The 14,086-nt window shown below is 42.4% G+C and carries 11 protein-coding genes; all 11 read left to right on the top strand.

The features are described from left to right. The first annotated feature begins 10 nt into the window (after positions 1-10). The gene (locus tag D8S85_RS18320; RefSeq protein WP_106481862.1) at positions 11-3,460 is read left to right on the top strand and encodes a PL29 family lyase N-terminal domain-containing protein; all 3,450 of its coding nucleotides are present in this window, start codon (positions 11-13) and stop codon (positions 3,458-3,460) included. Position 3,461: 1 nt separating this feature from the next. Further along, positions 3,462-4,175 (top strand): hypothetical protein, encoded by a 714-nt coding sequence (locus D8S85_RS18315; protein WP_106481860.1) that lies wholly within the window; start codon positions 3,462-3,464, stop codon positions 4,173-4,175. A 342-nt stretch (positions 4,176-4,517) separates the two neighbouring features. Beyond that, positions 4,518-5,159, top strand: a complete 642-nt coding sequence (locus D8S85_RS18310) for a DUF6266 family protein (protein ID WP_106481858.1) — start codon at positions 4,518-4,520, stop codon at positions 5,157-5,159. 95 nt (positions 5,160-5,254) lie between these two features. After that, complete coding sequence (locus D8S85_RS18305; protein ID WP_127075485.1) at positions 5,255-5,902, top strand: hypothetical protein; 648 nt, start codon at positions 5,255-5,257, stop codon at positions 5,900-5,902. 114 nt (positions 5,903-6,016) lie between these two features. Then, on the top strand, positions 6,017-6,643 hold the full coding sequence (gene folE, locus D8S85_RS18300; protein WP_106481854.1) for a GTP cyclohydrolase I FolE: 627 nt from the start codon (positions 6,017-6,019) through the stop codon (positions 6,641-6,643). Between the two features lie 18 nt (positions 6,644-6,661). Next, on the top strand, positions 6,662-7,537 hold the full coding sequence (fabD, locus tag D8S85_RS18295) for an ACP S-malonyltransferase (RefSeq protein WP_106481852.1): 876 nt from the start codon (positions 6,662-6,664) through the stop codon (positions 7,535-7,537). A gap of 136 nt (positions 7,538-7,673) precedes the next feature. Further along, on the top strand, positions 7,674-9,734 hold the full coding sequence (locus D8S85_RS18290) for an HD family phosphohydrolase (protein WP_106481850.1): 2,061 nt from the start codon (positions 7,674-7,676) through the stop codon (positions 9,732-9,734). A gap of 17 nt (positions 9,735-9,751) precedes the next feature. Continuing rightward, positions 9,752-10,792, top strand: a complete 1,041-nt coding sequence (locus tag D8S85_RS18285) for a LacI family DNA-binding transcriptional regulator (protein ID WP_106481848.1) — start codon at positions 9,752-9,754, stop codon at positions 10,790-10,792. A gap of 122 nt (positions 10,793-10,914) precedes the next feature. Then, positions 10,915-11,841, top strand: a complete 927-nt coding sequence (locus tag D8S85_RS18280; protein WP_106481846.1) for an ATP-binding cassette domain-containing protein — start codon at positions 10,915-10,917, stop codon at positions 11,839-11,841. Positions 11,842-11,844: 3 nt separating this feature from the next. Next, the gene (locus D8S85_RS18275; protein WP_106481845.1) at positions 11,845-12,567 is read left to right on the top strand and encodes an ABC transporter permease; all 723 of its coding nucleotides are present in this window, start codon (positions 11,845-11,847) and stop codon (positions 12,565-12,567) included. A 17-nt stretch (positions 12,568-12,584) separates the two neighbouring features. After that, positions 12,585-14,084, top strand: coding sequence for a GldG family protein (locus D8S85_RS18270; RefSeq protein WP_106481844.1), 1,500 nt, complete (start codon positions 12,585-12,587; stop codon positions 14,082-14,084). Positions 14,085-14,086 lie beyond the last annotated feature (2 nt).

Genomic DNA, 14,086 nt, shown 5'->3' with positions numbered 1-14,086 from the left:
ATTATAGATTATGCTAGAAAAATATTGTTATACACGACATAAATTAACTCACTTTATCAAGTGCTTGCACTTAGTATGGCTATCGCTCCTCTGCGTTACTTTCGCTGGATGTAAAGATGATTTCGACGACAGTGAATTACGCGGACAAATCGCGGATCTGGACGGGAGATTAACCTCTCTCGAAAAGTTGTGCGCACAAATGAACACCAATATCTCGTCCATGCAGACGATCATCAACGCGCTGCAACAAAACGATTACATCACGGGAGTTACTCCAATCACCGAGGGGAGCACCACGATCGGGTACACGATCACTTTCGTTAAAAACAAACCCATTACCATCTACCACGGGAAAGACGGGGAAAAAGGAGAGAAAGGGGATGATGGTGTTACCCCACAATTCAAAATTGAAAATGGTAGATGGATGGTCTCCCGGGACAAGGGTTCCACGTGGGAGGACGCGGGACAGGCAACCGGTGACAAGGGAGAAGCAGGACTACCGGGTGTCACCCCTGATTTAAAAATTCAAAATGGCAGATGGATGATATCATGGGACAAAGGCTCCACGTGGGAGGATTTAGGACAAGCCACAGGGAATCAAGGACAACAAGGTGCAGATGGCATCACACCACAATTCAAAATCGAATTCGACAACTGGTTCGTGTCCTTTGACAACGGGACTAACTGGACCTTTTTGGGGCAAGCTACCGGTGATAAGGGAGAAACAGGCAAAGACGGGGTAACCCCTGTTATCGGAATAAAACAAGATATCGACGGTATCTATTACTGGACCCTGAACGGCACGTGGCTTTTGGATAATAACAATCAAAAAATCAAAGCAGAAGGGACCGACGGAAAAGATGGACTTCCCGGAAAAGATGGAATTACTCCTCTATTAGATATTAAAGACGGGTATTGGGAAGTATCATATGACAATGGAATAACGTGGAAAACATTATGGCGAGCCACCGGACCTCAAGGAGAAAGGGGAGAACAGGGCGAAAAAGGGGAACAAGGAACACCGGGAAAAGATGGGGATTCCATGTTCAGAGACGTGGACTACTCAACAAGTAATGAATACGTTATCTTTACACTCTCCAATGGCGAGCAATTGAAGATCCCGACATGGTACGCTTTCGAGGAATTAAGAACACAATGTAACCAAATGAACACGAACATTTCCTCGTTACAAAGCATTGTAACCGCATTGGAAAACAATGATTACGTTACTTCTGTCACTCCCTTAATGGAAGAAGGTAAAGCTATCGGTTACACAATTAGTTTTTCCAAAAGCCCGGCAATTGTTATCTATCACGGAAAAGATGGACAAGACGGAACACCCGGACAGAATGGCGTCGCTCCAATTATAAGCATTAAAAAAGATACGGACAACATCTATTACTGGACATTGAATGGCAATTGGCTTCTGGATGATAGTAACAATAAGATCAAAGCACAAGGAACAGATGGTAAGGATGGACTAGATGGAACACCGGGGAAAGACGGAAATGATGGAGCACAAGGAACACCGGGACAAAATGGCGTTACTCCTCAATTAAAAATTGAAAAAGGATACTGGTATGTATCATATGAAGAAGGGAAATGGCAACAGTTAGGACCGAGCACGACGGGTGGTGCATTTTTCGAGGAAGTAACAGAAGACGAAGATTATGTGCACATGACATTAAACGGTGGAAATACGATCTCGATTCCCAAATACAAACCACTTTCAATTACATTCAGCGAAACCGAAGACATACGGGTTCTTCCTAGTAAAACTTATTCCATCAATTACACGTTGGTTGGTTCTGATTCTAAAACAGTTGTAAAAGCTTTAACTCAAGATGGATTCCGTGCAGTTGTAAAACCGACTGACCACACCCAAGGGGTTATTGAAATTACAACTCCCCCAACAATTTTGAACAGCGAGGTATTAATATTCATTTCAGATGGAAAAGGACACACGATAATGAGTTCTATCAATTTCGTGGAAGGAATAATCAATGTTACAACAAAAAGCTATATCGTTGAATATAATGGAGGACAAGTTGAAGTGAAATTGTCTACTAATATTAACTATACCGTAGAAATTCCCACTGAAGCACAATCATGGCTAAGCGTGGCACCCAAGGGCAGGGCTGCAATGCGTGACGAGGTGATTACTTTCATCGTGCAACCGAATCAAACTGTACGAACTCGTTTCGCTAATATAAAATTAATTGACAAAATTGGAGTCACTATCGAAACGATTTTAATCAATCAAGAAAAAGGTATTGCCCAAACCGTATACACCGGGAGAGGACAACTTGAACAATTAATAAATGCAGAAGATGTACCATTAATAGAAGAATTAATTGTTTCTGGAGCCTTAGATAAATCCGATTTTGATTTCATGAAGACCATGCCAAACCTAACTAAAGTGGATTTAAGAGGGGTTTTGACTACAATGCCTGAGGGTGCATTCCGGGGAGCTAAAACAATTCTTTCTGTACGCCTACCCAGCATGGTGGTAATTCCTGATTACGCATTTACCGCGAGTTCTATAACATCTGTTGAAATACCAAGTTGCGTACGTAGAATTGGGGCTCACGCTTTTAACGGATGTCCATTAACATCCCTAACACTTCCTTCCGATTTAATAATCATTGATGAATATGCTTTCATAGGTTTACCTTTAAAAGGAGATCTAGTTATCCCAGATAAAGTAACCACAATCGGTAACTATGCTTTTTCTAATTGCAAACTTGATGGTAGGGTTATATTAGGAGAAAGCATTACAGAAATAGGTCAAGGAGCTTTTCAGAGATGTGAAACTGTTACGGGGGATTTGGTTATTCCTAATTCTGTGAAAAAAATCGGGAAAGAAGCATTTGCGAGATATGGACTTGCGCATACAAACGGATTCAATGGTTCTATAAAAATAGGGAACGGTCTGACATCTATCCCAGAAGACGCATTTATGACTTCTAAATTTAACGGCACACTTACAATAGGAGAAAATGTTACGGATATAGGTTATCGTGCATTTAATGATTGTCCCTTTTTGTCTGGAAATTTGATTATTCCTGACAAAGTACGAACAATTGCCGATTATGCTTTCCGTAATTGTACCGGTTTTACAGGTTATTTACTTTTAGGCAGTAGTGTTAAAACAATTGGTTGTTTATCGTTTGCAAATGCAGCCTGGAACTCAACATTTGAGCCTTGTGAGTTGAATTTTTCTAAAATATATTCCAAAGCGTATTCGCCGCCAACACTTCATGATACTAATTACGATGGAATACCACAACATTCTTTCGGTGGTGCATTCCGTAAACGTTTTGTTTTAGGAGTATCTTTGCCCGATCCTAATCCTAGCGGTTTGTATACTTCCCCGAAAGAAAAGTATGAAGCAAACCGATCATGGAAAAAAGCGTATTCTACCATTGAAGAAGTTGATTTTGAAACATTAATAAAATAACATGCAAAAAGAAAGATTATTAAAACTCTGGAAGAAATTTCAAAAACAAATGACCTCCGAGGAGCTAAACAATATCCTTGAGCGGGGCATTTGTTTCTCGAAGATAGAAATACCACACCGAATTTTAGTCACGGGTATGAACCCATCGTTCCGGCAAGGGGATGTGGCACGCAAGGAAAACATATGCGAGTATAATTACCAAGGGATAGTGGAAGGCGGAGAAGACCGTTATTTTTTGGCTTTCGACAAGCTTTTCCCGGAGGAGTACAAACAAGAAGTAGCATACATGGATTTGCTGAATTTCCGGGAAACGGATCAGGAAATGGTGTGGAAGTTTTGCAATGACCCGAAAGGTCTTGAACTCGTTGCCGAAAATTTGCGGTTGAATCAACTTTTCATGGAGCAGGTGGTGCGCCCGCGATTAATTATGGTCAAGAATAGAGGTTCATGGTGCTTCTGGGGTAAAGAAGCAACAGCGGACGCCAACATCTGGATGGGATACCGCTTCGAACACTTGGAGCCGCTCCCTTGCGGTGAGCTGTGCCGCATCACGGGACTAGTGGATCATCCGGACCGGGTAAGTGACAACGAACTGTTGGAAACGAACCTGAAAGGAACGTTGGTGCTGTTCACGAGCCATTTCCAATACCAAGCCTCGGATAAACTGCCCACACCGGAATTGATTGCCCGACTATGTGACATGATGGAAAAGTAAGATTATTATTACATTTTTATAAAACGAAGAGTTGCCGGAAGTTTTCGGCAACTCTTCGTTTTATAAAATTTTCCTATCACTTTTCCTAGAAAAATGGGCGTATTCTAGCTGATTTTCATATTTAACAATATTTAATGTGCGCCATAAACACCTATACAACTGCAATTTACAAAAATATCGTCTTCTCTAATGCAATATTCCCCCTCAGGTGCGCGCAAATTTAACATTTGCCGTGTATAATGCCTCATGTAAGGATAAGACTTCTCAAGAAGTTAGATGCTTACCTCTCGTCCAAGTGTGTTGGAGAGAGAAATATATTATTAATTTTTTAATTTTTGCAATATGGCAAAAATAATTTCGGATCCGATAGAAAGCTATCGGGGGCGTATTGGTAAAATAAGTTACTACATACGCGAAAGCGAGAACATGGCTCGCAAAAGTTCGTCGAACGCAAAAGTTTCCGATGCCCCGGCAGCCGTTGCACAACGAAAGAAGTTCAAAAGACTGACAGAATTAACCCAAGGGCTTGCCCCGGTTATTCAACTCGGATTTCCCCAGCGTAAAAGAGGACTGTCTCCCGCGAATGCCTTCATGTCCTTGAACAAAGGGATTTGCACGGTGGAAGAGGACAACACGGTGACCGTGGACTACGAACAATTGTTATGTGCACAAGGATCACTCATGGAACCGGAGATCACCGCTACTTACAGTGCCTCAACGTCAAGGATTACCTTCGAGAACACGAGTATGGAAGATTTCGGGTATTGTAACGCGGATGACAAGACGTACGCCATGGTGTTGAACACCCGGTATGCCGGATGCCGGGTGATACCCCTTCGCGAACGCGGAGAAAATAGTTCAACAAGCGTGACTTTTCCGGTAACGTGGGAAAAAGGAGACCTGAAAGTGTACATCTTTGCCACGAGCGCGAACGGGAAACAGGCTTCCCCATCTGTTTGCATCACGCTAGCAGAAGAGGCTTAACATGTAGGATGAGAGGGAGTTTTCGGACTCCCCCTCTTTACTAATCCAAACTGAAGGAACATAAATGTAATTATTAAACACCTTAATACTATATCATGAAAGTAAAAGACCTTATCAACAGATTTTTCCAAGGAAGACACAATAACATTATTTTTTACGCGAGGGGCGACAAGATGCACGCCCGGCGATATGCCATTCCCGGTAAAAAACGAAAATGGGAAACCGAGGGACGCACCCCCAAGCAGCAGGCTGTCACGACACGCTTCAAAGCCGTGCAAGTATTTTACATGACATTTGCCAAGCAAGTATCACCCGAGATATGGCGTGCCGTGGCGAAGGCAGAGAAACGATTCGCCTCGAACGTATTCTTTTCAAGAAATTTCCATTGTTTTGGAGACGAGGGAAAAATCGTGGATTTCGAGAACTTCTCGTTCACGGACGGAACACTGGCACTTCCCCGGGAGTTGAAAGTTTCACGAGAAGCAAACCGTTTTACCATTTCATGGCAAGAGGAACGGACATGGAAAACTACGGCAAGCACGGATAAACTGCAAGTGGGCGTGATCTATGACAATGACCCTCGAATACCTCGCTTAGCCTGTCAAGTAAAAGGCGTACGCGGAGAATCGCAAGGAGAGTTCTCGCTCAACGAAGAAATCGGGCAAAATGCCCACCTGTACATTTTCTTCAGCAGTGACGACGGTCTCAGATTCTCTCCCAGCCAACACGTGCACGTGGAGTAGTTTTATCCATTTTTCAATATACGATTTTCAATTCTCGATTATTATATTTTACTTTGCAACGAATTTTTCTTCGCCGAGATAAGCGATGAATCAAGCACCTAAAAGAGAGGAAGAATGAAATACACAGAATTGGATGACAATGAAGAATTCTACCGCAAAGTAGAATATTACAACAAGGCAAGAATCGAAAAACTAAGCTATCATTATAAAGAAATTCTCACATTATTGGGAGAAGATCCCGAAAGAGAAGGATTAGTGAAAACCCCGTATCGTGTTGCCAAAGCCATGCAATTTATGACAAAAGGTTACACGGAAAACCCGGAAGAAATACTTCGCTCCGCCCTGTTTAAAGAAGATTATCGCCAAATGGTAATCGTCAAGGATATTGAAATCTATTCTCTATGTGAACACCACATGCTCCCGTTCATCGGACATGCTCACGTGGCCTACATTCCGAACGGGTATATCACCGGGTTGAGTAAAATAGCCCGGGTGGTTGAAGCTTTTTCCAGAAGGCTTCAAGTACAGGAGAGGTTGACAAATGATATAAAAAATTGTATACAGAATACACTCAATCCCCTCGGTGTTGCCGTGGTCATTGAGGCCCAGCACATGTGCATGATGATGCGGGGCGTGCAAAAACAAAATTCGGTAACGACGACTTCCGATTTCAGCGGGGCTTTCGAAAAACTTGCCACGCGGGAAGAGTTCATCCGACTAATTAGTAACAAATTTCATTAAGAAATAAACATGACGAGTATGAAAAAAGCATTTGTTTTCCCGGGCCAAGGAGCCCAATTCGTAGGCATGGGTAAGAGCTTATACGAAAACTCACCTGCAGCAAAAGAGTTATTTGAAAAGGCAAACGAAATCCTGGGATTCCGCATCACGGACCTGATGTTCGAGGGGACTGACGAAGATTTAAAGCAAACCAAAGTAACACAACCGGCCATATTCCTTCACTCGGTGATTCTTGCAAAATCGTTGAACGAGAAACCGGATATGGTGGCGGGACACTCTCTGGGAGAATTTTCCGCGCTTGTAGCCAACGGGGCTCTTTCTTTTGAAGATGGCTTGCGTCTTGTTCACGCCAGAGCACTTGCCATGCAAAAAGCATGTGAGGCAAACCCATCCACGATGGCTGCCATCCTCGGGTTACCGGATGCGACCGTAGAAAATATTTTAGCTGAAATTGACGATATTGTCGTTCCGGCAAACTACAACTGCCCGGGCCAAATTGTTATTTCCGGAACAATGCAAGGAATTGCCACCGCTTGCGAAAAACTAAAAGCAGCCGGGGCCAAACGGGCTCTCCCGTTAAAAGTCGGGGGTGCATTCCACTCTCCGCTGATGGAACCCGCCCGGAAAGAACTGGCCGATGCCATCATGCACACCCACTTCTCACAACCCTCGTGCCCGGTTTACCAGAACGTGAACGCACAACCGGTATCTGACCCGGAGGTGATCAAAAAGAATTTGATTGACCAGTTAACAGCATCTGTACGTTGGACTCAAACCGTACAAAACATGTTGGCAGACGGAGCTTCGTCTTTCTTGGAAATCGGTCCCGGAAACGTGCTTCAAGGATTGATCAAAAAAGTAAGTACCGAAGTTGAAACTGCAGGAATACAATAATCTTGTTTAAAACATTGTATTCCCGCAGAGCTGAAAGCTCAACTTGAAACTTGTAACAATTTTAAAGCCTCCCATGGGAGGCTTTAAAATTTTATTTATATCTTTGAACAAAGATAATTCAAGATAAAATCGGGATATGTCAAACAATAAAACCAAACGACACCGTACGATCCAATACGTGTTCAAAATCAGTACAATAATCATCATCTGTGGCCTCATTGTCTTATTGCTCCCTAAAGTAGAGAGATTTAAATACTCCTACCAAAAAGGGATGCCTTGGAAATACGAGACATTGATCGCACCCTTAGATTTTCCATTGCATAAAAGTGCCGAAGAACTTGCTGCCGATATTGAAAAAATCAAAGAAGAGCAAGCCCCCATTTTTAACTTCAAAGCAACAAATGTTGAAGTTCAAATCAACAAACTTTCGGAAAAAATAAATCCATATCGAACCGCGCACAACGGAGAAGATATGGATAAAATCATTCAAAAACTGCGGGACATTTATTCCAAAGGTATTCTGCTGATGCCGGAAAAAATGGATCCTGCTAAAATAAAAAATATTCTTATCGTCAAGAACAACATTGCCTTCGATGAAAAGTTCTCCAACGTGTACACGCTAAAGCAAGCCTACGAAACGTTGGTTAAATACATCGAGAGCCTTCACCTGAACAAATCCACCGAGGAAGGAATACTTAGTTTGGGCTTGAACAACTACATCAACCCGAACTTGGAATACGATGCCGGAAAAACGGGACTTGCCATTGAAACCAGTATAAAAAGTATCACGCCAACCCAAGGAATGATCAACCGGGGAGATATTATCATATCCCAAAACGATCTGGTAACACCCGAAAAATATAAAATTCTGGAATCTTTCCGGATAGAACATGAGCAAAACTTGGGCTCAACCATTGACCGAATCCGGATCTCGGTTGCCCAAACCGTGTTGACCTTGATTGCTATCATGAGTTTTTCAATTTTCCTGTATGTTTCCCGAAAACGACTATTTTATAACAACAAGGACTTTTTCTTCCTGTATAGCATGTTCTTACTAACCATTGCCCTGGGAAGCATCAGTTACTTTCAACACATCAATATCCTCACGATTCCCGTTTTGTTCTTCCCGATCATCGTGAACATACTGTTTGGGACAAGACCGGCCCTTTATCTATTGATAGGTACAAGCTTGCTGGTTTCCTACTACGCTCCCAACAATTACATGTACTTCTTCATGCAAATATCGGCAGGAATCGTTGCCATGTTCAGCCTCTTGCACCTGCAACGTCGCTCTCAATTATTTATTGCACTAGGTCTAATATTCCTAACTTACACGTTAGTATATGGGGCATTCTCGCTCATTCAAGAGGGGGCGCTCACGCCAAAACATCTATTCGCTATCGTGTTCCTCATTATAAATACTGGTCTGTTAAGTTTAATTTATCCGGCCCTTTACCTAGTAGAACGCCTCTTCGGGTACACCTCTGAAATCAGTTTACTGGAATACTCCAACCCGAATCACCCGGCCTTGCGCAACCTGACCAAAAAAGCCCCGGGGACATTCCAGCACTCCCTCATGGTTGCCAACCTGGCGGAAGAAGCAATTTACCACATCGGGGGAAGCCCTCTTTTAGCCCGTACGGGAGCATTGTACCACGACATCGGGAAAACATACAACCCGATCATGTTCGTGGAGAATCAAACAGGTGGTTTGAATCCACACGACCTTCTGGGTTTTGACGAAAGCGCCCAAATTATTATCAAACACGTGACACAAGGCCTGGAACTTGCCAATAAATACAAATTACCGGAAGTGCTCAAGGATTTTATCCGCACGCACCACGGTAAAAGCAAAGTAAAATATTTCTACTATTCTTTCAAAAACAAATACCCGGACAAGGAAATAGACGAATCTTTATTCACCTACCCCGGTCCGGACCCCGTGAGAAAAGAGTGTGCCGTAGTCATGATGGCCGATGGCGTGGAAGCTGCCTCACGAGCACTGGAAATCAAGGATGAAGAAAACCTGACCAAACTGGTAAATAGCCTGATTGACGGCCTTCTTCAAGATGGACGTTTCTCTAACGCAGACTTGACATTCAAGGACATTTCCACGGTGAAACGAGTATTTACAGAAATGCTTATCAACGTGTACCATGCCCGTATCGCGTACCCGAAATTACAAACCAAAGCATAACCTCAAGACCTAAATATATGACACAAAAACCAATAACCATCAAAGACATTGCCGAGAAATTAAATATATCCGTGTCTACCGTTTCCCGGGCGCTAAAAGACAATCATGAAATTAGTGCACAAACACGCAAAACCGTACAGGATCTGGCAAAACAACTCGGTTACAAACCCAATCCCATCGCCGTAGCCCTAAAAACCCATAAAAGTCATTCGATCGGGGTTATCGTTCCCCAAATTGTGAGTACTTTTTTTGCCACGGTAGTGAAAACGATTGAGGAAGTGGCAGACGGTCACGGTTACAATGTTTTGGTCATATCTTCGAACGAAAGTTTCCAAAAAGAACAAAAAAGCGTAGAGGTACTTATGGCCAACCGGGCGGATGGAATTATCCTTGCCTTATCACACGAGACGAAAGATTACGAGCATATTAAAATGATACAGGAATCCGGAACCCCGATCGTGTTGTTCGATCGTACCACTAATGAACTCAACGTGTCACGGGTTGTAACGGATGGTGTCACTGCAGCATTTCAAGCCGTTCAGCATCTCGTTTCTGAAGGTTGCCAAAAAATAGCTTTATTATGCGGTCCCGAAAACGTTGGCATCGGGGGCAATCGTATGGAGGGCTACGAAAAAGCCATGGAAGCCAACCATCTTCCAGTGAAGCCAGAATTGATCTGCCATTGCTCAGACTTCACAGTAGAAGCAGGAAAAGAAGCAACACGCCAATTGCTCTCCCGGAAAGAAAGACCGGATGCCATATTCGGGATCACGGACGACCTGGCAATCGGGGCAATCGAAGCCATCAAAGAAAAAGGCCTTAATATCCCGGAGGATATCGCTATTGTCGGTTTCTCCAACACGAAACGCTCACGCTACATGAATCCGACAGTAAGTTCCATCAACCAGTTCCCAGAAAAGATCGGACGGGCCGCGGCTGAACTTTTGTTTGATCAAATACTAAACAGCAAGCACGCTCAGATTAAAAAAGAAATCATTAATTGTGAACTGATCGTTAGAGAATCTTCGGACAGACGATGTAGACACGACAGATGCTAACATAATTACAAAAATCTTAACAATATAAATCAAAACCTTGTTAATTACTCGGTTAAAGATTATTAAACCTAAAAATCAACGGTTTGAATGACTATTTTTGTAGAAATTAATAACAGCAGCCCATGGATGTAATTGTGGAAAACCTGACGAAATCTTTCGAGAATCAGAAAGCCGTGGATTCTATTTCTTTTCAAGCAAAAAGAGGCGAAATTCTTGGTTTTCTGGGGCCGAACGGTGCGGGTAAAACAACTACAATGAAGATCATGGCAGGACTACTGACACCGGATTTCGGGAATATCACATTCGGGGACTATTCGATTGGGAAACAAACAGGTAAAATAAAAAATATCATTGGCTATCTCCCGGAACGAAACCCCTTGTATAACGAAATGAACGTGATTGATTTTCTATTTTTCATTTCAAAACTCCACAACATTCCCAAATACAAAATCACATCACGTGTTCTGGATATGATTCGTTTATGCGGGTTAGACAACGATAAGCACAAACAGATTGGCGAATTATCCAAGGGATTCCGTCAACGGGTAGGAATTGCCCAAGCATTAATTCATGATCCGGAAGTAGTCATCCTGGATGAACCGACAACAGGACTCGACCCCAACCAAATTTTCGGAATCCGCAAAATCATCAAAGAAATCGGGGAAGAAAAAACAGTCATTTTAAGTTCCCATATTCTTTCTGAAATCGAAACGACTTGCGATCAAGTGATGATCATGAGCAACGGAAAAATCGTAGCCAACGGTACGACATCTGAACTTCGTCGCAAATCAGATGCTGAATATTGCCTGAAAGTAGGCATCAAGGGCGGAGAAACATCCGACATTCACAAGGCTTTAGACAACCTACCGGGAGTGCTCCACATCGAAATTATTCATAAACAGAATTTTGAACTTCAATGCAAACCCGATATAGAAATTGAAAAATCAATCTTTAGCCTTTGTCAAGACAACAACTGGTACATCAGCGAGTTAACTCCCGTACAAACCAGATTGGAAGATATATTTCGTAAAGTCACACAAAATGGATAATTCATGGGTGCAGTTAAAGTTATCATAAACAAAGAATTAAAAGTAGCATTTAATTCACTATTAATATACATCGCGTACACAGCTTTCCTTGGTGTAACAGGATTTGTTTGCTGGTTCTCCGGGAAAAACATCTTTTCAAGCGGACAAGCCTCTTTAAGCAACCTATTCAACGTGTTTTACTGGACACTCTTTTTCCTAATCCCGGCACTCACGATGAAAAGTATTTCAGAAGAACGCAAGGAGGGGACCTTCGAACTCTTATTCTCCAAACCGATTAAAACAGGGCAGGTAATCATGGGAAAATTCCTCGCGATACTATTACAAGTAGTTATATGTCTGACATTAACACTTCCCTACTATATCACGATTGCCTCACTGGGCAACGTTGACCATGCCGTTGGTTTTTGCGGTTACCTGGGGCTCATTCTAGTCAGTGGGTGTTACATCAGTATCGGAATGTTCGCTTCATCCCTCACCCCGAACACCATCGTAGCCTTCTTCATCACGTTTGCTATTGAAACAGGATTCGTGCTTTTATTTGAATTCATTGCGGAACTATGGGGTTCCGGATTCATGGCGGCATTATTCACGTATCTCTCCATAGGAGAGCATTTTGATGCTATTCCCCGCGGAGTGATCGACACGAAAGATTTGGTGTACTTTATCAGCGTAATTATTATATTTTTAGCATTAGCAAAACATTATATCAGTAAAAATCGGTTTTAATATTTAGAACAAAAGTGATGAAAAAGAAATTAATATATAATCCGACCTACTTGATTTTATCACTGATAGCGGTAAATATTATTTCCTATTTTCTATTTATCAGGATCGACCTCACGAGTAACAAAAAATATTCTTTAAGCCCTGTCAGCAAAACAATGATCAAAAAAATTGACAAGGATATTTCCGTTACCCTATTCATGTCCGAAGGTCTCACGCCCGACAAAGTAAAACTCGGGCGGGAATTCCGACACCTGCTAAAAGAATACAAAACAATCAGTAATAAAGTATTCACCATAAACACAATCATCCCGAACAATAGAGACAAGGAAGCTCTGGCGGAACAACTGGGGATAGAACCTATAGCACAGGAAATAGCCGAGAGAGACATGGTGAAAATTCAAAAAGTGTACTTTGGAGCTGTCATCCAGATTGGCGACAAAAAAGAAACCATCAACATTCTCCCGACCACGGCATTGGAATACGAGGTTACCCGTCGTTTAAAAGAAGCTTGCGACACGACCAAACCGACTATCGGCTTCTTACGTGGACACAACGAAATGTTGAGGCAAAAAACACAGTTAATCGAGCACGAGCTATCTCATAGCGCCAAGATCGAATCCATGCGCATAGACCAGTTTACAGATCTGAATGACTACAAAGTAATCTGCATCGTGGGACCAAAAGAATCATTCAGCAAGGAAGAACTCGTTCGGTTGGAGCAATACCTGGAACAAGGAGGAAGACTCTATATTGCTTTGAATCATGCCGTCGGACAAATCAGTTACAGCCAAAATAACGGATTCATCAATCGGGTCGGCATTGAAGACATGCTGGAAGAATTCGGGTTGAAAATCAACTATGATTTCGTCGTGGATAACTATTGCGGACGTATACTGGTCACGCAAGACCAAGGATTTCTACAACTCCAAAGCGATCGCCATTTCCCGTATATACCCATCATCCAGAACTTCAGTTCACATGTGATCACGAAAGGTCTGAATGCCATGTTATTACAATTTGCCAGCAGCATCACGAATGTAAAAACGACATCCGCTTACACGTTCACCCCACTGGCAAAATCATCTTCCATTTCGGGAGTACAAAAAGTTCCGGTATTCTTTGATATTTATAAAACCTGGACTCGAAAACATGACTTTAACCACCCTTACAACACCGTTGCCGCATTATTAAGCAACGAAGATAACAACAGTGCTATTGTTGTCATCACGGATGCCGATTTCATGCAAGACAAATTCTTTGACCCGTTCTATATCAGTAATATCAATTTTGCCGTCAACTCCATCGAATGGTTGGCGGACGATTCAGGATTGATTAAATTGAGAAACAAATATATCGAAAACCAGTCCCTAAAAGTAGTAAGCGATTCTTACAGGAGATTTTTAAAATATACCAACTTCTTCCTGCCCATCGTGCTCGTATTACTTATCGGTCTATATCAATACAGGGAATATAAAAGAAAACGGTTGAGACGCTCTCAACCGGGTCGTATCGATTAGGT

The sequence above is a fragment of the Butyricimonas faecalis genome (assembly GCF_003991565.1).
Classification (GTDB): Bacteria; Bacteroidota; Bacteroidia; order Bacteroidales; family Marinifilaceae; genus Butyricimonas; species Butyricimonas faecalis.
Note: the sequence above shows the minus strand (reverse complement) of the source record. Positions and strands in the feature narration are given on the sequence as shown.